The 21,782-nt window shown below is 65.6% G+C and carries 22 protein-coding genes; 13 read left to right on the forward strand and 9 right to left on the reverse strand.

What is annotated here, in order from left to right; genetic code table 11:
• Positions 1 to 235 precede the first annotated feature (235 nt).
• The 6 genes from ACLBYB_RS20390 to ACLBYB_RS20415 form a co-directional block, all read right to left on the reverse strand.
• Complete coding sequence (locus ACLBYB_RS20390) at positions 236 to 1,210, reverse strand: helix-turn-helix domain-containing protein (RefSeq protein ID WP_447699841.1); 975 nt, start codon at positions 1,208 to 1,210, stop codon at positions 236 to 238.
• Positions 1,211 to 1,300: 90 nt separating this feature from the next.
• Complete coding sequence (locus ACLBYB_RS20395; protein WP_447699842.1) at positions 1,301 to 1,693, reverse strand: hypothetical protein; 393 nt, start codon at positions 1,691 to 1,693, stop codon at positions 1,301 to 1,303.
• Between the two features lie 378 nt (positions 1,694 to 2,071).
• Complete coding sequence (locus ACLBYB_RS20400; RefSeq protein ID WP_447699843.1) at positions 2,072 to 2,563, reverse strand: hypothetical protein; 492 nt, start codon at positions 2,561 to 2,563, stop codon at positions 2,072 to 2,074.
• A gap of 532 nt (positions 2,564 to 3,095) precedes the next feature.
• Positions 3,096 to 3,845 carry a DUF6074 family protein gene (locus ACLBYB_RS20405; RefSeq protein WP_447699844.1) on the reverse strand — a complete coding sequence of 250 codons (750 nt, stop codon included), beginning with the start codon at positions 3,843 to 3,845 and terminating at the stop codon, positions 3,096 to 3,098.
• Positions 3,842 to 4,096: a DNA-binding protein gene (locus ACLBYB_RS20410; RefSeq protein ID WP_447699845.1), complete on the reverse strand. Its 255-nt coding sequence runs from the start codon at positions 4,094 to 4,096 to the stop codon at positions 3,842 to 3,844. Before ACLBYB_RS20410 ends, ACLBYB_RS20405 begins: the two co-directional genes overlap by 4 nt.
• Before the next feature lie 15 nt (positions 4,097 to 4,111).
• Positions 4,112 to 4,750 (reverse strand): hypothetical protein, encoded by a 639-nt coding sequence (locus ACLBYB_RS20415; protein WP_447699846.1) that lies wholly within the window; start codon positions 4,748 to 4,750, stop codon positions 4,112 to 4,114.
• Between the two features lie 340 nt (positions 4,751 to 5,090).
• On the opposite strand from ACLBYB_RS20415, the gene ACLBYB_RS20420 reads away from it, so the two are divergent.
• Both ACLBYB_RS20420 and ACLBYB_RS20425 read left to right on the forward strand, forming a co-directional pair.
• Positions 5,091 to 5,480, forward strand: a complete 390-nt coding sequence (locus tag ACLBYB_RS20420; protein ID WP_447699847.1) for a phage integrase central domain-containing protein — start codon at positions 5,091 to 5,093, stop codon at positions 5,478 to 5,480.
• Positions 5,441 to 6,229: a tyrosine-type recombinase/integrase gene (locus ACLBYB_RS20425; protein WP_447699848.1), complete on the forward strand. Its 789-nt coding sequence runs from the start codon at positions 5,441 to 5,443 to the stop codon at positions 6,227 to 6,229. The genes ACLBYB_RS20420 and ACLBYB_RS20425 overlap by 40 nt, the downstream gene beginning before the upstream one ends.
• A gap of 694 nt (positions 6,230 to 6,923) precedes the next feature.
• Here ACLBYB_RS20425 and ACLBYB_RS20430 read toward each other — a convergent pair.
• Positions 6,924 to 7,088: a hypothetical protein gene (locus tag ACLBYB_RS20430; protein WP_447699849.1), complete on the reverse strand. Its 165-nt coding sequence runs from the start codon at positions 7,086 to 7,088 to the stop codon at positions 6,924 to 6,926.
• A gap of 323 nt (positions 7,089 to 7,411) precedes the next feature.
• Between ACLBYB_RS20430 and ACLBYB_RS20435 the strand changes: the two genes are divergently transcribed.
• From ACLBYB_RS20435 to ACLBYB_RS20470, 8 genes are all read left to right on the forward strand, one after another.
• Complete coding sequence (locus ACLBYB_RS20435; protein WP_447699850.1) at positions 7,412 to 7,579, forward strand: hypothetical protein; 168 nt, start codon at positions 7,412 to 7,414, stop codon at positions 7,577 to 7,579.
• Positions 7,580 to 7,980: 401 nt separating this feature from the next.
• Entirely contained in the window at positions 7,981 to 8,640 is a 660-nt protein-coding gene (locus tag ACLBYB_RS20440) for a hypothetical protein (protein WP_447699851.1), read from the forward strand.
• Positions 8,640 to 9,233 (forward strand): hypothetical protein, encoded by a 594-nt coding sequence (locus tag ACLBYB_RS20445; RefSeq protein WP_447699852.1) that lies wholly within the window; start codon positions 8,640 to 8,642, stop codon positions 9,231 to 9,233. The genes ACLBYB_RS20440 and ACLBYB_RS20445 overlap by 1 nt, the downstream gene beginning before the upstream one ends.
• Before the next feature lie 6 nt (positions 9,234 to 9,239).
• Complete coding sequence (locus ACLBYB_RS20450; RefSeq protein WP_447699853.1) at positions 9,240 to 12,653, forward strand: UvrD-helicase domain-containing protein; 3,414 nt, start codon at positions 9,240 to 9,242, stop codon at positions 12,651 to 12,653.
• 100 nt (positions 12,654 to 12,753) lie between these two features.
• A complete protein-coding gene (locus tag ACLBYB_RS20455) occupies positions 12,754 to 13,242 on the forward strand; it encodes a hypothetical protein (RefSeq protein WP_447699854.1) in 489 nt (162 codons plus the stop codon).
• On the forward strand, positions 13,242 to 13,697 hold the full coding sequence (locus ACLBYB_RS20460; RefSeq protein ID WP_447699855.1) for a DUF7665 family protein: 456 nt from the start codon (positions 13,242 to 13,244) through the stop codon (positions 13,695 to 13,697). Before ACLBYB_RS20455 ends, ACLBYB_RS20460 begins: the two co-directional genes overlap by 1 nt.
• Positions 13,684 to 14,178 (forward strand): hypothetical protein, encoded by a 495-nt coding sequence (locus tag ACLBYB_RS20465; protein WP_447699856.1) that lies wholly within the window; start codon positions 13,684 to 13,686, stop codon positions 14,176 to 14,178. Before ACLBYB_RS20460 ends, ACLBYB_RS20465 begins: the two co-directional genes overlap by 14 nt.
• Complete coding sequence (locus ACLBYB_RS20470) at positions 14,175 to 15,542, forward strand: hypothetical protein (protein ID WP_447699857.1); 1,368 nt, start codon at positions 14,175 to 14,177, stop codon at positions 15,540 to 15,542. The genes ACLBYB_RS20465 and ACLBYB_RS20470 overlap by 4 nt, the downstream gene beginning before the upstream one ends.
• A gap of 588 nt (positions 15,543 to 16,130) precedes the next feature.
• On the opposite strand, the gene ACLBYB_RS20475 is transcribed toward ACLBYB_RS20470, so the two are convergent.
• Together ACLBYB_RS20475 and ACLBYB_RS20480 are read right to left on the reverse strand one after the other, a co-directional pair.
• On the reverse strand, positions 16,131 to 16,829 hold the full coding sequence (locus ACLBYB_RS20475; RefSeq protein WP_447699858.1) for a hypothetical protein: 699 nt from the start codon (positions 16,827 to 16,829) through the stop codon (positions 16,131 to 16,133).
• A gap of 52 nt (positions 16,830 to 16,881) precedes the next feature.
• Positions 16,882 to 17,334 (reverse strand): hypothetical protein, encoded by a 453-nt coding sequence (locus ACLBYB_RS20480; RefSeq protein ID WP_447699859.1) that lies wholly within the window; start codon positions 17,332 to 17,334, stop codon positions 16,882 to 16,884.
• 1,205 nt (positions 17,335 to 18,539) lie between these two features.
• Here ACLBYB_RS20480 and ACLBYB_RS20485 point away from each other — a divergent pair.
• The 3 genes from ACLBYB_RS20485 (at position 18,540) to ACLBYB_RS20495 (ending at position 20,628) form a co-directional block, all read left to right on the forward strand.
• Positions 18,540 to 18,794, forward strand: a complete 255-nt coding sequence (locus tag ACLBYB_RS20485) for a hypothetical protein (protein WP_447699860.1) — start codon at positions 18,540 to 18,542, stop codon at positions 18,792 to 18,794.
• 624 nt (positions 18,795 to 19,418) lie between these two features.
• Entirely contained in the window at positions 19,419 to 19,922 is a 504-nt protein-coding gene (locus tag ACLBYB_RS20490) for a hypothetical protein (protein WP_447699861.1), read from the forward strand.
• 166 nt (positions 19,923 to 20,088) lie between these two features.
• The gene (locus tag ACLBYB_RS20495; protein ID WP_447699862.1) at positions 20,089 to 20,628 is read left to right on the forward strand and encodes a hypothetical protein; all 540 of its coding nucleotides are present in this window, start codon (positions 20,089 to 20,091) and stop codon (positions 20,626 to 20,628) included.
• The last annotated feature ends 1,154 nt before the right edge of the window (positions 20,629 to 21,782 follow it).

Genomic DNA, 21,782 nt, shown 5'->3' on the forward strand with positions numbered 1-21,782 from the left:
CGCATTTGCCGAGCGCCAATTCACTTCCAATTCGATCAGCAATTAATTGCGGGCTGACCTAATTCGGCGGGCCCAATTCGAGCCCGTGCATTTCGCTAATTCAGCCGCCGGCTGCCTACCGCATTTGATCGGAGGACCGCCGCACGGGCCCCATTTCCGGCGACCCCGTTTTTTTCTCTGCTCATTTCTCGGGATTTTACGACCAATGCGGTCCGGCGCCCCTGACGGGCATTCCTTAATCGCCACCCGCCATCCCTTCCGGCTGGGTAGCGCGCCGGACGGTGCCGACCGTGGTTGGCGAGATGCCGAGGCGCCGCGCTATCTCGCGATCGCCATGGCCCTCAGCTAGGAGCGCACGAATAGCCGCGTGCCGTTCGGCGCAGCTTGGACGGTGCGCGTGTCCAGAATGGACAGGGCCGGCAGCTTTCGGATCTGAATTACCAGAGGCGCCTGCATCCTGCTCACGAAGCCGCTGGCCCATGCGCTCGATATCGGCGCGCAGGGTTGCGAGGCGCACGCGATCCCCCTTCTGATCGGAGGCGGATCCCAGCTCGTTGCGCCATTCCAGCCAGGACATGCGGGTCTGGACGTCGTTGAGGCTATGGGACGGCAGGGTGTCCAGCATCCGTTCAATGAGGCGCCGACGCGCGTCGACGGGCGCCGAATGGTCACCGCAACCGGTCCCGCGTGCCTCGCGATCTCGACCCAGCTTCTCCCATGCCTGGAATTCGGACCACGCCTCGTGGACGTTGGCCGGCATTGGATAGGCGTTCGAGACGGCCTCGGCGATATGCCCCGGCGGATCTCCAAATCGGTCCCAACCCGACAGGCTGCCGAGAGGCCAACCGGTGGTTTTGCCTCGTGCCACGAAACGAGCGCATGCTGCGTCGAGGGCGCGCTCCCATTCGGTCGGCTCGAATATCGCCGCTTCGGATCCGTACTCCGCCAGCACCTCGCGCCAGCGCGCTTCACGCTCACTATCACGCCGCGCCTTGGCGTCACGGAATGGGGACGTATCGAAGAAGTCGGCGAACCCCTTCCCTTTGCCGGACGAGGTATTGTCCAATTTGGACAGGGCCTCAGCCACGGTCATTCCGGCGGAGCGCGCCAATGCCTCCATGCGGTTCGCCGCGGCGGCCTTCTCGCCTGGGTTGGTGGTCCGGTCGTGCAGCCGGCGCACTTTGGCGAATGTCTCCAGGCCGGCGGTCATGCAGCGCTCTCTGTCTGAAGGGCCGACCCGACGAAGGCGGTAAACAGGAACGGCCGCCCCGTGAAAGGCGGCCGCACTCAGATGCGCTGCTCAATCTAACGAGCGCACGTGATGCTCGACGGAAGCGATCGCCCCGAAATACCCGGACGCATAGTCGCCTTGGATGCTGCCCCGGGCGCCACCGAACATATGCGCGGCGAACAGATCCCGGCGGACCCGGCCGGACGGCGTACCTCGGATATGCGCGGCCTGCTGCAGCTCAATCAGAGCATCGCCTCGGCCCCGCTTCAGTACGTCGAGGATCCGAACCAGTTCTGCCCGATCGCTGGGATCATAACGGACCGCGGCAGTGCCCATCTCGTGGCCGAACCGGCGCTCCTCATCCGGTGGTCCATAAACGAAATGCAGGCTGCTCCGAACAATGCGCGTCGCCTCTGCGCGCCTCAGGCGACGCGGGGAGTTGGTGCCCATGGTGCGAGGCATCAGGCGGCTCCTATAGACTTCCGGCTGCGCGAGACGCGGCGCTCGACAATGAAAGCTGGGCGAGGCGCCAGCGGGGGAACCGGCAGCGGTGGCGCTGCCGGCGATGGCTCGCCCACTTCTCGGACGGGAGGCATTACCGAGGTGACCTGAGCGAACACGGTGAACTCGTCATCGTGCCGCTCGGCCAGAAGCCGTGCCTGAGCCTCGGCCTCCTCGAGACTGGCGTGCTCGAATGGCCGGCTCGCAATCCGGATCAGGATCCCGGACTCTTTGTGGCGCCGTGCGATCAGGAAGCCGCCGCGGATGCTTTGCCCCGGCTTTCCGATAGGTCCAGCGGTCTCGGGCGAAGTGCGCTTCGGATATGTCATGGCCGGCCCCTCAATGAACGCTGCAAATGAATGGGCGAATAGCCTGGAGCGCGTAGACGTAGGCGCTCGCATACTCGCCATCAGGGCCGTGTTCATCGCCAAAGAGGTGCGCGAGGTAGGCGCCGAACGATCTCCGCTTCGGAAAGCCCTTGCTGCCGAATTCGGTCTCGCGAATCCGGCGAGCCAACTCGACCGGGCCGCGATATGCCGCCGTCGACAATTCCAGCAATTCAGCTCGATCGTGGAAGCCCTCTTGCAGGGCCAGGTTAGCCTCATAGGCGGCAGCACGCCTCTCCTGCGCGTCAGAGCCATCCGAGAGCCAGGGCAAATCCTGTGCGTCGCGTATCGTCCTCACGGAGGCCGTGACCGGTCCGCCATTGGCAACAATCCGATTCGTGTTATTGGCAGGCATGGCTTTCATCTCATTTCGGGGGTGAGGCTGATCAGGCCGAGGGGCGCGGGCAAGCGCTTCCTCGGCCGCTTTGTTTTCGATGAGGCTCAATCGACGAATGCGTGCATGCGAGCGCGCTCGATGCCGGCCTCCTTCAGGCGAGCCAGAATCGCTTCGGCGCGGGCCCGATGCACCGAGCCAGAATCGCTTCGGCGCGGGCCCGATGCACATTGATGGATTGGACCGCCGGAACGCCCCGAGGGTCCGAATGCATTAGGGTTGCGAACCCCGGCTCGAAACCGTCTACGTACGTTCGAGCGACGTCATAAGCGTGCTTGGCGAGAGGATGGCTTTTCGGCACATCCACGAACGCGCAGCCGCAGGTGCCGATATCCTTGCAGCCCTGACGCTTTCACGCGGCCCGGTAAGCCTCCTCGCCGGCTTGCAATGCGTCGGTCAGAACCTGAGCCCAATTCGGCATAGCTTCGCTCCTTCCTCGATAGCGCGAGGTCGCACAGCCGCAGGTGCGGCCGATCTCTGGGGATGGTGTAGGATGCTGCTGGCGTAGAGCGCGTGGCGCCCTCGGCACTGGTATATTAGATGTGTCCGCCCTGAGGGACCGTGAGAATGCCGAAACTGGGCTTCACGGTCCGCGGAGAGGGACAATTCTAGGAATTCTTTGGTCCATCAGTCCGCCCTGAGGGACCGACTGTCCGCCCTGAGGGACTGAGCGTCCGCCCTGAGGGACCGTGAAATCTTTTCCAGGCGCCCAACTCATGAAGCGCCGAGTCGGTAATTCGGCCGCCACGTCGCATGGGTGTTCAGTCAACCGCCACTCGGTTGCTCTTCCATCCTTCCGACTATCGAAGCCCCCAAGGATCACCACCTCGATGAAGCCGTGGACCTGCAATTCCAGGAACGCCTTTGACGCGCTGGTCTTGCTCACCTTCAGGTTCTCGGCCGCTTGCCGTACCGACAAGATAATGCGGCCGTTGTTCATGCCCCGGTATTTCTTCTTCAAGAGCACGTAGAGAGCGCGCGCGTCTGTGCTCAGGTCGAGCCAAGCAGCCGAGTCGGTCAGCCAATCGTACAAGCGGACGTGAGGCGGCTCCTTTTTGCCGTTGCCCTTGTGACCATTCTTGCTCACGCGGCACCCCCCTGGCTGATCAGGAGGCGCCATAGGTGCGCGGACGGCGCCTTCGTAGGAACCGACTTCAGACCGGATTAGCGGCTCGGCCACGCCCTTCTTACGAAGACCATCCTCGAGGCGCCGGAGCTGCTCTCGGAGGTGGCCCTCGGCGTGATTGCTGGGGACCGTCGTCATGTATGACGCCGTCTTCCTGATTTGCGGCAGGCGCCTAGCGAACCGGAAAGGGAGTACGACAGCGCTCACGCCGCGCTCCCCTGCTGCTCCTGCTTTGTGATCCAGGTCAGGATGGTGCTACGGCGGGCGCACAGTGTGCCGCCAAGTCTGAAGGTCGGCAGCCCCAGCTTGTCGCTGGCATGGTAGACCCGTCGCTTGTTCGTGTCAGTCGCATCGCCGAACATGAACTTGGAAATTGCCTCCGCGCCAGTCATGAGGTCGTCGGAAAGCGGCAAGCCGGCATCGTTCGCGCCGGCCGGGCGCGGTGTCAGTTCTTCCATGTTTTTCTCCTTGAGCTATGCTAGCGCGGATCCGAGAGATCGGAGTGTTCTATGGGTTATCATTACGGTCTCTCGGCGATCGAAAGAATTCGGGTGGCATTCCTTAGAAAACCACATCCTTGACCATATGCGCCCGTCTTCGATGCTTCGAACTAAAAAGTCGATCCGTGGCGACGGCCTGGAAAAGTGGATCTCGAGATATACTGACCGACCGATTTCTGATGCGATCTGATTTCTGTCGATGCCTCCTTGTGGAAAATCAAAGTTGTCGGCCAGGAAAGAAGCAAATTCATCCTGTCTTGCAATCGCAGAAATCTGGATCAATTCTGCGATGAACTCTCCGGCCGTGACCTCATCGAGCATGATACGTTCTAGGAGGGCGCGACCTTTTGTTGACAGACCGCGAGCGTTTTTGAAGGAAGCGGAATAGAATTCGCCGACAGCATTGCCTGCTTGTTTCGATATATTCGTGGCGCAGGTACCAATTAGAAGGCTTGCGGCGTCTTTAGGACTCATTTTTGCGGCAGACAGTCCTCGACCTCCTTTGCGGATATGGCCGGCATCACGTACATTTAGCCCTATCCCGCGGACGGTCATTTCATCCAAGCCTTGCACTTCGGCGATGACCCGAACCAGGTCATTGAAGAACGCCATATCGACCGCCCATGTCCATAAAAATTACATGACCGCGTAGACCGGTCAAGAGCCATGTCGTAGAATTCTACATGACGGCGACGTGCTTGGCGATTCCTTGGATTGCTCGGAAAATTTCGTCAGTGAAATGAACGACATGGCAACGATCAGGAAGCGAACGCTCCCAAGCGGAAAAACCGTATGGTTGGCGAGCTACACCGATAGCGGGGGCGCTCGCCGCTTCCGCCAATTTCCGACGAAGAAGGAGACTGATGGGTTTCTCGTACGTGTTCGGAGCGAGGTGATAGCCGGCACCCATGTACCAGACCGTGCCGCGAGCACGGTGGACCACGCCTAAAGATTGCTGATCGCCGCGCTGGAAGCGGATCAAGCGGCAGGCGCCACGCTGCACAATTACCGCGTCTACTACGGGGGGCATGTAAAGCCCTACCTGGGTGCTCGGCTACTCCCGAAACTCCACCCGGCGGACGTCGGTGACTGGCTCGAGCGGCTCAAGGCGGAGGGGCGGACTGATGACACGTGCCGGCGCGCGCGCATCGTGCTCGGCGCCATCTTTGACGAGGCGATCCGCCGGCGTCTCGCGCACGCTAATCCGTCCGCTCGCTTCGAAGCCGGCGGAAAACACGGCGCGCAGAGATCCGCGAGGTCGAGGAGACGATCCGTATCCCCGAACGCGAGGTCGTCAGGACGATGCTCGCCGCAGCCGCTGATACCGAGGCTCTGTTTCTGATCGCTCGTGAGCGAAGCGGAGGGGGATCTCGCCTCGTCGAGGTGCAACGGGTCTCGGCCGAGCATCCGATCCGGCAAGCGCGTGCCTTCCGCGCGCGGCACCCGGAGCTGACTGTCGAGACCTTCCGCCCCACACCCTGGCTGCGGCCGCTCCTGGCCACGATGGCTCTCGCCGGCCTGCGCATCGGCGAGGCTCGCGGCCTGTCCTGGGTGAGCGTCGAGCCCGAGCACCTGCAGGTGCGAGAAGGCGTCGACCGCTATAACGTCAGAGACACCGTGAAGACGGCGGCGGCTCTGCGCAGCGTGCCGATCGGCCCACAACTCGCAACGATCCTGGCGAATTGGCGAGCCGGGATGGCAGGTGAGAGCGGTCTGGTGTTCCCGTCGGAGACCGGGACACCGATCGGCTACCCGAACATCGTAAACCGGCAGCTCGGGCCCCTACAGATCGCCCTCGGAATCGTGGCGGCCGATGGCTCGCCACGCTGGACAGCACACAGCTTCCGGCATTTCGCCGTTTCTCTCTGGATCGATGAGGGAGCGAAGATCGGGCAGGTCTCGGAATGGGCCGGACACGAGTCTCCCGAGTTCACCCAGCGCGTCTATGGGCACCTGTTCAAGGCTGGTCGGACGGACCGCCGAGCCGTCACTGCAGGCGAGCTTTCCGTGCTCGGCGCGATCGAGCCGGCAACACCAACGCAACACGGCAACGATAACGCGCTGAAAAACGGCGCATCTGCAACAGCTTAATCGACCGCAGCCGCCTTCTAAGCGGCAGGTCGTAGGTTCGAGCCCTACCGGGGTCGCCAGGTTATTCAATGACTTAGCTGCGCCTTTCGAGCGTGGCGGGATAGCTAGGACAGCCTCAGGACAGCGACCTCGCCGGTCAAAACTTGACTCAGATGTGGCGACTCAAGCGGTGGCTACAGGTGCCGTATCCGGACGGACGCCGAACCAGACCGTCCAATCGAGGCCGCCAAGGATTGCGGCCGCAATCCTTGGGTCTTCAAGGATCGACGGCCATCCAACAGGACTGTTCGTTTCGCCCGAAAGGGGACACCGAGGGGATCCGAAGTACCCTAAGACCAGCTTGCTTAGCACCGCGGTTTGTTCGCGGTTCGCCAACAAACCGCGTTTGACTTTGTTGGCGAACCGCGGACAAAGTCAGCGGGGCCGGCACCATTTCGGTATGTTCCATAAACCATTGCTACGACAGAGGTATGGCGCACCCGAGGCCGCCAGTCTGTTCGCTTTTCGCCAACAAACTGGCACCTCGATCTGCCGCGGCCCACGCCGCCCACATTCCCTCGGACGCATGGGAGCCTCGATCCTCCGCACATTGGGGATTTAGCGACGGTTATCGTGCGATCTCGGGGGCATGCCGGTCCGGATTACCCTCACCGTCCTTGAGATGGCGTGGCGCGCAGTCGACGAGGCCGTGCGTTCAGGTAGAGGCGCGTTGGAGCGCACAGCCATCGCTTGCGACGTCCGGCGTGCCGTCGTGATGGCAGCGATCAACCGGGTTGAGGCCGCGATGGGCGGGGAGGGGTTCTTCCAGGTTCAGGTCAGGCGAGCCGGCGCGCTTACGGACGCCGGCATCGCGTTCCATCGAAAGGCTCCCCGGTTGCTTCGCGCATGGAGGGACGTGAGGCACCAAGACGTTCCCTGACATCTCGGCATCGAACCTGTCGCCAGGACCTTCTGTCAGGGAGTGCCGCCCGCGCAACGCAGGCGAGCTGAAGATGACGCCATCGGCGTCAGATCTAATCTTTAGGTTGCAAAATCCCAAAGAATCCGGCCCCACCTGTGGTGGCGGGATAGGCCCCTCGTTGGGCTAGGCGAGGGGCGGGGGCACGTGAAAAATCTTTGTGAGAGCGCGGGATCTAGCCCCCTATCTGCCCCATCCGTCCGCCCCGCGATTGATGCCAAGGCATGTATTCCATGAGCATGCCGCGGGCATCCCTCGTCGCCGGCGCGCGCATCCGGATACGCGACGCCGAGTGGGTCATCGGCCATGTCGAACGCAACTCTGTCTCGGGTGTGGGCGACGATCCCCGCGTCATCTTCCTCGTTCGGCAGGGTAACCGCGAAGCGCCCTGACGGGCGGGATCATGTGCCCAGTGCCTCCGTTTCCACGGTCGGCGTGCGCTCAGCCCCGATTTCCCAGCTAGGCACGGCCGTCCGCGACGGAACGGAACCGCCCGCCAAACCCCTCGGCAGGAGGTCGAAGTCTTTATCGCACTCGGTCAGCCCGACGACGGCACTGGCTTGGTCGGTGCGAGAGTTTCGAGGATGGCCCTTCTCGCTCGCTAGCCCCCAACCAAGTGCTCGACAAACCACCTGGGGCGAATCCGAGACAGGGAGCTAAGCTTACCGGAAGCCTGGTCCAGAGGATTTTTGTGAGGCAAGCCGATCAAGGCAATAGCGGGAGGCGAAAGGCTTCCCCAACGCAGCGGGGAGATATGCCCGATACCCTTACCCATCCGCGGCGCGTTGCCCGCGTGCTCGACCGAATCGACGACCTCGATGACGAGGACGAGCTTCTGGCTCTCCTGAACGACCACCATCGACGGCCTGCCTTGCCGCCGGAGGTTTACGTCAGACTCCTGCGCCGCTGCCGGGTCGACCCGAACCGAAAGGTGGAGCATGCCACGGTGAAGGCGCTGGTCGCAGCGGTGATCCGGTGGGTGGGCTGGAAGTACCGCGGCCTCTGTCACCACGACAGGGAGGACATGGCCCAGAGCCTGCTCCAGATTGTCACGCGGGAGATCGCAAAACGCGTCGAGATCGACTGGTGGGAGATCACCTTCCAGACGAACCTGGAGCGGGCCGCTGCCGATCTCTACCCGGGCCTCTTCGACCTGCGTCCCGATGCGGAGAAGGTCGCCATCGACGATCACGCCGACGCCATCAACGACGAGGCGTCGCTGGCGCGCGACACGGTGGACAAGGTGCTCATTGACGGGCGCATCGCCGGGATCCTGACCCCGGACGAGATGGCGGTCTTCCATCCCCTTTTCATGACCGAGATCCCGCTCCGGAGCGATCGGGCCGCCATCGATCTCGTGAGGATGCTCGGCAAGCCGGAAGGCACGCTTCGTGAGATGAAGACCGCCATCAAGACCAAGCTCGAAGCCGCCCTGACGAAGGAGGAGCTGTGATGACCGCCAACACGACCGATCCGCGCGCCATGGCCGACGCGATCTTCGAAGCCGGGTCCCGCCCTGAGGAGATCCGGGATGCCCTGGCCCTACTCGGGGCAGGGGCGCCGGAGTTCCTGAGCCGCCTCGCGGCCCGGGCCGCCGTCAGCGGCGAGCCCGACGTGATCGAGCGGCTCGACGGGATCGAGGGGGAGGAGACGATGACGTCGGCGCTGCTCGGCCGCGTCCAGGCCGATTATGAGGCCCAGAAGGCTGCCAATGCCGCTTCGCCCAAGCCGAAGGACCTAGGCAACCTGCCTGCTTGGATGTCGGTCCAGGCGGCCTTCGGCAACGACGTGAGCTTCATCATCAAGCTGGCGAGCCGGAACGTCTCGCCGCCGACCAACCGCTTCCTCCGGTACGCGGCCGACGCGCTCGGCGTGGCCATCGGGCAGGTGCGGCAGCATTTCGCCGACACATCGCCCCGGGGTCTCGCCGGGGTGGAGGCCAAGTCTTCCGGCAAGCCCGACGTGAACAGGATCGAGGACTTCGCCGTCGCCGTCGGGAAGGCGAAGGTCCCCGACGAGCTTCGGGCCCGCTGGCTGTCGGAGTGAACGGCGATGGACGCCTTTGCCCTAGCTCGGCATCAGGCTAGGCGCAGGCGCGCCGAGCTGCCGGCCGGCATCAAGTCCGGCTACGCGGCCGTAGAGCATGCCTTTGCGGCCGCGGGGCTTCAGATCCTGGAGGATTCCGTCGAGGGCTCGATCCTCGGCGGCTGCGACGCGAAGCTCTACCGCGCCGCATCCGCCGTCTACGTCCGCGAGGATGCCTGCGAGGCCGACAAGGCCCTGCACCTCGCCCATGAACTGGGCCATCTCGACCTCCATCGGCCCGACGATCCCTGCGAACTCCATCAGACCGACCTGCGACCGGCGGGATCGCGGGCGCTTTCCAAGGTCGAGGCCTACGGACCCCGCGAGCGCCGCGAACTGCAGGCCAACGTGTACGGCCGCGAGTATCTCCTGCCGCGCGACCTCGCGCGGCAGCTTTTCCTCGACGAGCGCCTGCCGGCGTCCGAGATCGCGAGCCGCCTCCGCGTGCCGCTGTCGATGGTCCGCCAACAGTTGTTCGACGCCCTCCTCCAGCGCGATGTCGAGCCACCGGCTGATCCGCCCACCCAGAAGCCCCAGGACCTCGACGCAAGCCAAGACACGGCGGTGAAACACGAGGGTCGGGCCCTGCTGGTCGAGGCTGGTCCGGGGTCCGGAAAGACGAAGACCCTCGTCGCCCGGGTGAGCCACCTGCTGGACAAGGTCCACCCCTCGGAGATCCTCGCCCTTACCTTCTCGAACAAGGCAGCCGCCGAGCTCTCCTCACGGATCACGGAGATCCGGGGCGACGACACCGTCGAGGTTTGGACCGGGACGTTCCACGCCTTCGGCTTGGAGGTGATGCGTCGCCACTACGACCGAATGGGCTTGGCCCCCAAGATCCGTCTGGTCTCGCCATCGCAGGCCGTGGAGATGCTGGAGGAGCGCCTCCCCCTGCTTGGCCTCGTCCATTTCCACGACCTGAGCAACCCGGGGGCCAGGCTCAAGGAGATCCTCAAGCCCATCGGGCGCGCCAAGGACGAACTCATCGGCCCCGCCGAGTTTCGCAGGCTCGCGGAGGAGAACCTCGAAAGGGCCCGGGCGGCTTACGCGGCCCTGCCCAAGAAGTCGAAGACGGCGCTGAAGCCCATCGAGGTGGCGGAGAAGACCCTTGAGGCCGCCGCGGTCTACGAGGCCTACGACGCGATGCTCAAGAACAATGGGCTCGTCGATTTCTCGGACCTCGTGATGAGGCCGGTCCTGCTCATGCGCGACGACCCGGAGGTCCTGGGCCAGCTGCGGTCGAGGCACCGCGAAATCCTCGTGGACGAGTACCAGGACGTCAATCGCGCGAGCTCGACGATGCTCCGGCTTCTCTGGGGCGACAGCAACCGCATCTGGGTCGTCGGCGACGCTCGTCAGAGCATCTACAGGTTCCGTGGCGCGTCCCCCCTCAACATGGAGCGGTTTGAGGAGGATTTCTCCGAGGGCGACCGAATGCCCCTTGAATTCAACTACCGGTCCACAGACCACATCACCGGCCTGTGCCGGACGTTCGCGGCGGCGAGCGACGAGGCCCGCAAGAAGCCCGGCCAGCCTTCCAAGAAGACGCTGCCCTACCTGGCCGAGGCGAAGAGAAAGGAGCTCGGGAGCCAGACGCGGCTTCTGGTCGGCCAGGACGACGATTGCGAGGCCGACCTCGTCGAGAAGGAGATCCGGACGCTTCGCGATGCCGGTGTCCGGTTCGGTCAGCAGACCATCCTCGCCCGCACCAACACCAGATTGGATACGCTCGCCACCAGGCTGGCGCGACACGGCATCCCGGTGCTTCACCTGGGCAGCTTCTTCGAGCGAAGTGAGGTCCGGGACATCCTGTCGATCCTTGCCATCGTGGCGGAACCGAACGGGGCCGCCCTGTCCCGCGTGGCGACGTTCAGGGGTGTCGACGTCGAGGCGTCCGACATCGCCGTCGCCGTCGAGCATGCCCGCCGCCAGGGCAAGGCCCTCGCCGAGGTCCTGCCCGATGCCCTTGCCATCGAGGGCCTGACGCCTAGCGGCGCCGAGGCCTTGGCACGCTTGGGGGTGCGGCTCAGGGGCCTCACCCCGAGGACGCCAGCCTTTGAGGCCGTGGCAGGATGGCTTCTCGACCGCAGTGATTACCTGCGGCACCTGGCAGCCGAGAACGGCATCGACGCGGACATGAGCCGCTCCGCCTTGCGGCAGCTCGTGGAGTTTCTCGATCAGGTCGAGCCGGACGGAAGTCCCCTGACGGTCAAGGACGCCTTGCGCCGGGTCCGCACGGTCATGCTGCTGGCCGACGACCGTGACCTTCGTGAGCCCGACCTTGGGCCCGACGTGGATGCGGTCAGGCTGATGACGGTGCACGCTTCGAAGGGGCTTCAGTTCGAGGCAGTGCATCTCGTAGGGCTGCATGACGAGGGCTTCCCGAAGACTCCTTCGGCCGACAAATGCCAGGTGCCTGCAGGAATCGGCGACGGGCGGGACCACAAGGTGGCACAAGGCGAGGAGGAGCGTTGCTGCTTCTTCGTCGCCATCTCCCGTGCCGAAGATCACCTCCGGCTCTACCATACGTGTCAGGCGAAGAAGGAGGACCGCGCTCCGTCGCCGTTCATCGCCGAACTCGGGACGTTCGAGACGGAAACGCTCGGTGCCCCGACCGCGAACTTCGCCGTCACGGCCACCGGCGTCGGTAAGGTCGAGCTCGACTTCATCACCTTCCACGACATCCGCGACTTCGAGAAGTGCCCGCTAAGGGTGGCCTACCGCCACCAGCTCTCGATCCGCAGCCGCCGGCACGAGAGCCCGCACCAGATGACGGGGGGAGTGATCTACGAGCTGATCGACCGCGTGTCGGAGATCGCGGGAGCCGGTCCAGACCTCGCGGCCGCCATCGAAGCGGCGTTCGTCCAGGCTTGGGGTGAGCGCGGCCCGGCGGCCGATCACCCGCTCGTGGGGGATTACGAAGCCGTTGTCCGCCGCAGCCTCGCAGATCTGAAACGGGTGCTGGAAGGACATGCCGGGTCCGGCAGGGAGATGGTTCGCCTGCCCATTCGAGGCGGACATGTCCTGGTGCCGGCGCCGCTCTACTCTACCGGCACCGGGGAAGCGCTTACCGCGCGGATGGTCGTGGCCGGCAAGAGGGATACCGCGAACGCCCGCGCCCTGACCGCCGGCCTGTTCCTGGCCGCCGCCAAGCTCAGGGCCGAGCAGGCCGTCGCCGCCGATATCGCGCACCTCACGGGAGGCGACATCCTCCCGATCCTGCGAAACGATGCAGAGGCGGCGAGCGACCTCGAACAGGCCGCAATCATTCTCGACGCGATCCGGTGCGGTCGTCTCGAACCAAAGCCGCGGCTGCAGGTCTGCATGCGGTGCGGGCACTTCATGTCGTGCCCTGCGACCGGGGCTCGACCGCGAGCCTAGGACAGTGCGGTGGTTCGGCAATTGGGCTCCAGAGGTTTTTTCGGCGCCCAGCCGATCAATTCCGTGAGCGGCCACGACGGCCGACCACGGAGTTCACGACATGACCACGCACATCGACATCTTCATCCGCCACGAGGCCGAACTCGATCCGGCCCACCACCGGGTCCACGACGGCATCACCGTCGAAACCCTCAAGATCGACCTGGCCGACGGCCGGGAGGTGATCGGCCTCTTCCTCTTCGAGGAGGACGCCGACGAGCCGCTGCCGGACCACCACCAGATCCGGCACCACGGCAAGCCCCACTTCCTGCACCACAGCCGCTGCCGACACGTCCACGTCGTCGTGCGGTACGCCGGCCGACCGGTCGAGCAGGCCTTCGGCCCGGGCTCCACGCTGACCCGGATCAAGGACTGGGCCGAGCGCCAGTTCGAGATCGACGCGGTCGATGCGGCGGAACTCTCCCTGCAGCTGCACGGGACCAACGACCGGCCCGACGAGGCCACCCACGTGGGCTCCCTCGCCAAGTGCCCGGACTGCCGCGTCGTCCTCGACCTGCTCCCCTCGACCCGCGTGAACGGGAGCATCTGATGACCCCGGATCGCGCCCAACTGGAGCGCGACCTCGCGGCCCCCCTCTTCACGGAGGGTGCGGCCCGCGGGCGTTGGCGCCTGATTACCGTCGCGTGGCCCCACGCGATCTTCGGCATCACGGCCAAGGACAAGCGCGAGTTCGTCCTGCGGCTGGAATGCAGCGGCTACCCGGCGGAGCCGCCGACCGGCGGCCTCTGGGACCTCGCGAACGGGACGATCCTGGCGCCCGCGCTCTGGCCGCGGGGCGATATCGTCTTCTCGGGGACGTTCCGGTGGGACTGGCACGGCGGGGCGGCGATGTACTTCCCCCTGGATCGGCTCTCCCGCATGGGCCATGGGGATTGGGCGAGCACCCATCCGCACATGGCCTGGAAGCCCGACCGGGGCATCGTCCAGTACATCTCCGAGATCCACCGGTACCTGAACTCGCGAGGCTACCATGGCATCGCGTGAGCAATTTGGCCTTACGGTCTCGTATCCCATCTGGTGGCGGTTGTTCCGGGAGCTCAGGCGCCGCGGTGCCGGTGTTCGCGAAAGCGGTGCTTTCCTCCTCGGCGAGAGGGCCCCGGCGGGCGGGCGGGTCCGGATGATCGCCTTCTACGACGACATAGACCCCGAGGCCCTCACCACTGGCATCGTGCGGCTCTCCGGGCACGCCATGAACGCCGTCTGGGAGACCTGCGCGACGAAGAACATGGAGGTCCTCGCCGACATCCACACCCATCCGGACGGTGCGGGGCAGAGCCGGTCGGACCAGGAACACCCGATGGTGGCGACGCGTGGGCATCTGGCGCTGATCGCCCCGCGGCTCGCGAGATCCGCCTTCGACCTCGCCGGCGTCGGCGTCTACCGCTACCGTGGCGCGAAGCGATGGGACGTCCTCCCTGCGCCCCGCCTCGGCTGGCTCGGCATCAGCATACGAGGTGAGCGATGAACCACTCCGATATCGACCGGCTGCGGGACACGCTCAGCCGCATCGCCAAGGTGGACCTCGACAACGGCACCGCGCCGGACGTCGAGACCGCCGTCGCCCGCCTGCGGGAACACCGGATCGGCGTGTTCGCCGGTCCCGAGATCGCGTCCTCGCCGGCCCACCAGGCCGCCCTGCTGACGGTCGTGAACGTAGGCCGGCGGTTCGCCCTGGGCGGGGTCTTCGTCGACGGCGACCTCGACGTGCCGCTGCTCGTCCTGGGCGGCCCCGCCAGATCGCTGGCCGACGAGATCGCGGCTCAGGGTGGTCGCCGAGGAGGGGCCGATGCCTCGATGCCCGGCGTGGTCATCGGAAACGCGGTGACCACGCCCGAGCGTGGCGTGGTGGCGACCTTCGAGGGGTGGCGCGGAGGAATCGTCCCCCTTGTGGGCGCGCGGCTGACGGATGTCACGACCGTGACGCCGGCGGCGGTGCTGGCCGGCGCCTTGGCGGCGGCCGAGGTGTTCGCGATGTTGCGTGGTGAGGTCGAGGCAGGACACCGCAGCAGCGGCCTGTCCCTATGGCGCCCGGACCGCTCGCACGATTGGATTGCTGTCGCCGGGGACGGCCCGGCGTTGGCTGTTCTGCCCAACCACCTCTGGATCCTCGGCCTCGGGCACCTTGGTCAGGCATTCCTCTGGACCCTGATGCTCTGTCCGCATTCGGATCGGGGGGCGGTACGGCTCGTCCTTCAGGACACCGACGAGGTGACCGGCTCGACGGACAGCACGTCGATCCTGACGCAGGAGGAGCTGCTCGGCATGCGCAAGACGCGCGCCGTTGCAGGGGTTCTCGAACGGCACGGCTTTCACACGGTGCTCGTGGAACGCCCGTTCGATGGCGACTTCCGACGGCGGGTCGAGGACGACCCGGCCGTCCTGGTCTGCGGCGTGGACAACGCGCTCGCGCGGTCTCAGGTCGAGGCGCCTGGCTTCCCCCTCGTCGTCGAGGCCGGCATTGGCGCAAGCGCCCAAGACTTCCGAGCGTTGAGGGTGCACACTTTCCCGTCTGCGAAGTCGGCTGCAGAGCTGTGGGGACAGGGTGCCCACGCACGGGGAGTGGCCGACCTCTCCAGGCCAGGATACCGCCGCCTGTCCGACGCAGGCGGTGACATCTGCGGCCTCACCAGGCTGGCCGAGACCGCAGTGGGGGCGCCATTCGTCGGGACGGTGGCCGGGTGCCTCATGCTCGCCCAGGTACTGCGGATCCTCGTCGGTGACGCCCCCGACACGCTGGTCGATGTCGACCTTCGCTCGATCCGGTCGAGGCGGGCGATCCCGAACGCCGGACTCTCGCCTTTCAATCCGGGCTTTCAATCGGTCGCGTAAAGGCGGGGGGGCTGCGAACTCCCATGGAGTGACCGCCATCCACGGGCGGGCGGCGGCCTACCGAGTAGAAGTCGGTAGGCCGCCGTGCGGCCATGCCTGGCGCGGTCATCAACGCGAACCGACCCATGACCATCCAGCGGTACGTCATCCGCAACTCCTGATGGGCCGCGGCGCATCGAAGGACTGCGGCCGCACGGCCGCACAACGTCCGGCTCGCGATGGCGGGGTGGCGCCGGGTATTCCGTCGCCCGGAAGGCGCTGCGACCTCGTCGGCCGCCGCAGCCTAGGCCACCGTCAGGAAGCGCCCCCCGGCACCTTCTACCTGCAGCTGCCCGAGATACCGATCGGTTCGTCCCGTCGCCGGGACGACGACTTGGACGAATCTCGGTACGGGCGAAACATCAGCGTGCCGGGGCTGGACGCTTCAGGGAAGGTGCGTTCAGGACACCACTTACGCCGAGACGCCGCGTGGGGCCTGCTCATCGTTCACAATCGGCCGAGAGCAAGGCGCAGTTGCCCTTCCTTGGGACAAGAGGGGCTGGCGGATCTCTATGGGATGCACCGCAAAGACGTAGCAGGCCGGTGTCGTCAGTGCGGGATGTCGGCTTGGGCAGTAGACGTTACTTCGTCACGCTCGTCCCGCCTCGGCACCGAGCCACGCACGAAGATCGCCCAAAGTGCAAAAAGCGCTATGCCGCCGCCGAGGAATGGAAGACCATAAACGAGCGCAGGCGTCCCAAAGCGCGGTAAAAGTTCGATCCCGTCCTTGCATGGGGCTTGTCCGGCCCCCTCCCGACGAAGCCTCATCTGATTTCCGGAAACCGATCGCGGCGGCGAGAGCAGCGTCGTCTCGGATCCCTTGTAGAAGCGCGTCGTATCCAGTTCGCAGATGTCGCCTGCCTCGGCGACCTCGATAGCCTTGCCGATGCCGACGGCGGGCAGACCGAGGAAGAGTAGCAGCACGACCACCTGGTATAGGCCGCCGTCCCAAGTTCCGGTCCGAAGGCCCTCCAGCCAGACCACAGGCACCCGCTCGTGCCACCGGTCTCCGTGCCTCATCGCATGCAGGGCGAGCGCTGCCGAGGCGACGAAGAGCAGCGCGCCTCCGACGACCGCCGCGAAGTACCCCATCGCGGGCCGGTTAGCCAAAGCGTCGCCAGTCGCGTCCCCAACCAGTTTACCGAGGAAGGAGGACCCGCCCTGGATCGACACGACGCTCGCGACGACGAACAGGATCCCGGTGATCGACGCCCATTGCCAGATGCGGGTGAGATGCTCTTTGTTCATCCCTGGCCTGGCGGTGAGAATGGGTCTGCCCTTCGCGGACCTGGGATGTCGATCATCGCTTGCAGGCTTGGTTCAGGCCCTTCTGCAGGGCCTCACGGGCCTTTCCGTTAGCACCAAACATCGACGTCAAGGCTTTCCCGAGCTCCCCGGAAGGCTTGACGCGAATGTCGGTGACTTGGCAATCCACCCCTCTCACGTCCGCATCGACCGAGACGTTCTCGGAGACGCTGCTTGGGATAAGCGCCTTGTCGCTCGTGTGGCAATTGAGGCTCGTATCGACCCTGACATGGGATGCTGGGCCGGAAGATTCGTAGCATACACCGTTGAGCTTATGCCCCTTCTTGTCGAGCCCGGCCTTCTTCAATACCGAACAGTCCAGATCCTCGATAGCGGGCCTTAAATTAGCCGCAAGGATACTTCCGACCAAATCATCGCACGCGTTGCATGTTGTCGGCACGGCCGCAAGCATAGAGATTACAAACAACGTATGCTTGAAAGCAATCATTGAAAAACCCTCCCAATTTACGGACGGCATCAATTCTATGAGAAACTATCGCTACACAGATTGCACGGACTTCGGACGACATCAAGAGCCGGGCGAAGTCGGGCGAGCCAGTTAGGCGGTCCCGATGTCCTGGACGGAGCCAGGATCGCCCCCGCGACCATGGGGCCGCCTCAGGATCAGGGACGAAGCCGTCACGTGTCCCGGGCATCTGCACGTCGGCGAAAAGCGGGGCGACCTGTCCGCCGTGCCGGTGCGGCAACCCGATGGCCGCGTTGCCCGTGTGCGCATGCAGTGGGCGGAAGCCAGTGCCCTCGACGCTGGCGGTCGCAACCATGCGGATCAGCAGGTCATCACCCACAGTGAGGCGAAGGGCTCCGGGCTCTCGGGGCTGACTCACGATACGCCTCTGGCGCCGGGATGCTGTGCGGGCGGCGCATCGGATTGCCAACCGGATCGCGGTCGTCCCGCGCCCGGTCGTCCGATCATGTGAAGGAGCACTACGGCCGCTTCCCGCCTTAGGACAAGGTCGCCATCGCCGAGCGCATCCTCGACCATATCTGTGAGGCAGCCTGACGCCCAAGGGGACCGCCTACCTCCTGCACGGCACGCAACCGGACTGGCGGAGAGGTGCCGCTCCGACTAATGGAAGGGCCCCGTGCGGGGCTCTTCTTAATCTGTGGTGGAGTCAGTAGGCTTTCGTGGCATCTCGGCAGCGTTCGAACTCGCGGAGGCAACGGCAGCTTCGTCTCAGAAGCTTTGAGGTCCTGGCGCGGGCCGTAGCTGCGCAGGGGGACAACGGTCGATCTGCCTCGCTCGCGGTCCGATGCCTCATCATCGAATCGAGGATCAATCTCTCGATCCTTGCGGAGGACTAGCTCCGTCTTCGCGGGGAATTCGATCGGCGATAGCGCCCAACGGCTGAATGCCAAGCCCTCCATTATCGTCGCGCTTGGCATACGGGGGCCGCCCCTCGGCCCGGTTTGTCAGGATACGCTCGCGCAGCAAGACGGCACGCTGGGCTATCGCCTCCGCGTCGCAGGTTCGGCAGGGACCGCCGCGACCGGAGGCACGGCAGTTGTCGGGGGTCCGGCAGGATCGGCGAGGCATCATGGCGACCATATGAACCCCGCTCGGTCGGCGCGATACCCGAGCCATGACACTCCGGTCGCCTAGCCGTCGGAGGCCGACGGGCGTATCAACTCGGCATGTCCAAACGTACCAAGCTGCTACCGCAAGAGCGGGGCACGGTCCTGTTCGACGTCGTGTTCGAGGACGGCAGCCGCGCTTCGAACCGTCGGGTGCCGATGGAGATCCTCGGTGGCCTGGATGGCGACGAGCCGGCACGAGAGCTCGTCGAGCGACAGGAGGACGAGATCGCCCGGAAGGCCGGTCGGCCGCCGCGAGCGATCCAGAGCCTGACCCGAGCCGCGAGGCCGGAGCCGAAGCCCCTCCGCGAGTAGCCCCGCGCAGTAGGATGGCGGACAGTCGCCCGGTCCGGATGAGGCGCCAGGGAATGACCGCCCTCGGCTGCGCTGGATCACAACCGGGGTCCGGGCCGGGCGACCTAGCCGCGTCGATCAACCGAAGAGCGGCGGCTACCTACAGAAAACCGCAACTCCGGTGGTTAATCAAGCTCGATAGGTCCAGGCAGTTCCAGTGTCACAGGAAGGGCGTTCCTCGGCCCATCGGCTGCACCCGGCACAGGGCGGTGCGGGTCCGGCAGCACTGAGCCCTTCACGTTCCGCCCGCCTGTGTGCCGCGAGGGGTCGCCGGCCGACGCAGTCGGGGGGTGCCCGCCCGATCCTCGTCAAAGGCTCGACAACGCCTCGGATCCGCCTTGGTCGGCGGCCGGGTACCACCGCGAAGGCTTGGCCGCGTGCCGAGGCGGTCTGCAGAACGAGGACGAGGACGAAGCGCTCTTCCGTGCCAGCACACAGGAACCGGAGACTCCTTGCGCGACCTCAAAACCCGCGGCCGGCGGATCGGCGCGGCATCAGGGCGGATTTGCGCCCGCAACGGCTTGCGTCGCGGTATCGACGAACGAGGCGATGACGCGGCCTAACTCGCCCGGGGAAGGACGGACTATGTCACAGGATGCAGGCCCCGGCGATGCAGCCTCGCTCGCGGCCGCCGCGGTCGGCGCGCGGGTCGTGGACTCGATCATGGGCGACCTGACCGGGGAAGGCCGGGACGACGCGCTGCTGGTGATCGAGGTGCCGCCGCCGGCATACGCCGGCGCGTGCCGAGCACTGGAGGTGGCGCTCATGCAGCGGGACGCCACGGGCCGCTTGCGCAAGGTGGCGACGAACGCGCGGCTGCTCACCTGCGGTCCGTACGGTGCAGTGTCTGGCTACCTCCGCGCCGAGCCCGGTGCCTTCACGGTCTTCGATCAGGGCAGGGACGGCGGCACGGTCGCCGAGTACCGCTTCGTCTACGACAAACGAAGCCGGGAGTGGTTCGCTGCCTCTCTGGTGCGTTGCGTCGCTGATGCCGGAACGGGCCGCACTGACCGACAGGAACTGACCGTCGGCGACTTCGGCAGGGTCTCCTTCGAGCGTTTCGATCCAGTGCGGCTGCCTTCGCCCTGAGGAGAGCGGCCCAACCCCGGTAGGGAAGGACGACGCGCCATCCTTGACAGCATGACAGCATGTCGCCCTGCAGCCGGCCATCCACCGCACTTCGACCGGCCACACAGCCGAAGTTAACCGCCCGCTGGCATGACAGCTTGCTGCCCCCATCAGCGAGCTCGAAGCTGTGCCCTCATCGAAACAAGCCCCGGAAGGCGGCAAGCCCCGGGGCAACCGCAAGGTCATGGTCTACGTCGCGCCGAACGTTCATCGGGCGATGGAGCACCTCGCCACCGACGAGAATCGGTCGACGAGCTCCGTCTACGTCGAGGCCGCCCGGGATTTCCTGGAAGCCCGCGGTAGGCCGGTCGACGCGGATCCCGTACCGACCACGCCCCCCGCCGCCTCGGCGGCGTCCGGCCTCGCGGAGGCGATCGACCGGCAGGGGGCACGGATCGCGGAGCTCCACGCTGCCATGGAGGGGATCCTGCGCGCAGGACCGCCCGACGGCCAGGGGTCGGCCGGGACAAAGGCGGCCGAGGCGATGAAGGCGGTGCTGGGGATCCTGAAGGCGGCCGGCGCCGCAGGCATGACCGGCCGCGAGATCGACGCCGCGGCCCAGACGGCCGGCATCAGGTCAGGCGCCTCGGAAACCGCGAAGGCCGTCCTAAGGGGGGCGGGGGTGGTCCGGTGCGAGGGGAAGCGCTGGTACCTGGATGGAGCCTGAAGGGGGACGGGATCCGGCAATAGGATCGCCAGAATCGCGAAGATCCGCTCCGGTCAACTCCCGGCACATCACCGGGAAAGGTATGGGACCGGGTGGGGATCGAGCGGGACACCCCACAAGGGGGTCGATGAGTGAGGACCGACCGATTTCCGTGCCGAGCCACAACGATGCAGGCCCGGGATCGAAGTGGCGGCCCGCGCGTCCGGCGGATGGCCAGCCATCGCGGGGCTGGCCGCCCTTCACGTTCCATAGCTTGTGGGCTCTCCATAGCGGGGGCCTTCCCCTCCGGCATAGCGCGTCCCCGCACCGCCAGCCGGTAAGCCGGATGGTGACAGCATGCTGCCACGGGGGCGAGCGTCGTGGTCCCACGGCCATGCGATTACGGCCCTACTCAGCAACAGCAAAACAGCAAGCTGTCGCGCTGCCTTAGGTCGATGCCGCCAACCGTCCGCTGGACGTCGGACCTGTCGCGCCGGGGCAGACGGAGCCCGCAGGCCCCCGGTCCGCTCCCGGGCGTGCCCCGGGTCATCGACCGCCTGCGGGCACAGGCGCCCGCCCGCACGGTCAAGATGCCGCCGAACCGCAATGCCGCCGATGTCGGCCTTCCTCGCGAGATCCGCGCACGGTCCTGGGGCGAAATCGCCGGCCGGCTGGCAATAGCTGCCATCGGAAGGCGCTGCCGGCTGTCCAGTCGGGTGGGGAGGGAGAACGATGCCTACTCGATCTTCCCAAAATCCTCGACATGCGGGCCGTCGCATAGGGGCCGGCTCCTCTATCGCCCCGTCGCCCAACGATGGCGATGCCAACCGCCGTCGAGACCGAAGGTCACTATATCCATTCGTCACGCCGCTTCTTCGATATGAGCAGGGGCCGCAGGCTGCGGAAGGGTGGGCCAAGCGTGTGTTGCCTTGCGCCGATGCTATAGCCGGGAAGCCGTTAAAGTTCGCCGATAAGTCCTGCTGCAGGCTTCGAAAGGCCCGCTCGCCGGCCGGAAATTCCTTTGCAAGTTGCCCCGAGGTTTTGCCGGATCCGGGTTAACGGGCCATCGTCGGGGTTGGCTCGGCCTGATCCAAACACGACGAAAATCAATGAGTTGGGGACAGCCAACTTCCTCGACCGGGATCTGACGCGGGCAGCCAGTTCCACGACCACTG

The organism is Methylobacterium sp. D54C, assembly GCF_053345595.1.

Coding starts and splice junctions, on each gene's coding strand:
- ACLBYB_RS20390 (WP_447699841.1), bottom strand. CDS start 1,210: ATGACCGCCGGCCTGGAGACATTCGCCAAAGTGCGCCGGCTGCACGAC.
- ACLBYB_RS20395 (WP_447699842.1), bottom strand. CDS start 1,693: ATGCCTCGCACCATGGGCACCAACTCCCCGCGTCGCCTGAGGCGCGCA.
- ACLBYB_RS20410 (WP_447699845.1), bottom strand. CDS start 4,096: ATGGAAGAACTGACACCGCGCCCGGCCGGCGCGAACGATGCCGGCTTG.
- ACLBYB_RS20415 (WP_447699846.1), bottom strand. CDS start 4,750: ATGGCGTTCTTCAATGACCTGGTTCGGGTCATCGCCGAAGTGCAAGGC.
- ACLBYB_RS20425 (WP_447699848.1), top strand. CDS start 5,441: ATGCTCGCCGCAGCCGCTGATACCGAGGCTCTGTTTCTGATCGCTCGT.
- ACLBYB_RS20430 (WP_447699849.1), bottom strand. CDS start 7,088: ATGGAACGCGATGCCGGCGTCCGTAAGCGCGCCGGCTCGCCTGACCTG.
- ACLBYB_RS20435 (WP_447699850.1), top strand. CDS start 7,412: ATGTATTCCATGAGCATGCCGCGGGCATCCCTCGTCGCCGGCGCGCGC.
- ACLBYB_RS20445 (WP_447699852.1), top strand. CDS start 8,640: ATGACCGCCAACACGACCGATCCGCGCGCCATGGCCGACGCGATCTTC.
- ACLBYB_RS20450 (WP_447699853.1), top strand. CDS start 9,240: ATGGACGCCTTTGCCCTAGCTCGGCATCAGGCTAGGCGCAGGCGCGCC.
- ACLBYB_RS20455 (WP_447699854.1), top strand. CDS start 12,754: ATGACCACGCACATCGACATCTTCATCCGCCACGAGGCCGAACTCGAT.
- ACLBYB_RS20460 (WP_447699855.1), top strand. CDS start 13,242: ATGACCCCGGATCGCGCCCAACTGGAGCGCGACCTCGCGGCCCCCCTC.
- ACLBYB_RS20465 (WP_447699856.1), top strand. CDS start 13,684: ATGGCATCGCGTGAGCAATTTGGCCTTACGGTCTCGTATCCCATCTGG.
- ACLBYB_RS20470 (WP_447699857.1), top strand. CDS start 14,175: ATGAACCACTCCGATATCGACCGGCTGCGGGACACGCTCAGCCGCATC.
- ACLBYB_RS20475 (WP_447699858.1), bottom strand. CDS start 16,829: ATGAACAAAGAGCATCTCACCCGCATCTGGCAATGGGCGTCGATCACC.
- ACLBYB_RS20480 (WP_447699859.1), bottom strand. CDS start 17,334: ATGATTGCTTTCAAGCATACGTTGTTTGTAATCTCTATGCTTGCGGCC.
- ACLBYB_RS20485 (WP_447699860.1), top strand. CDS start 18,540: ATGTCCAAACGTACCAAGCTGCTACCGCAAGAGCGGGGCACGGTCCTG.
- ACLBYB_RS20490 (WP_447699861.1), top strand. CDS start 19,419: ATGTCACAGGATGCAGGCCCCGGCGATGCAGCCTCGCTCGCGGCCGCC.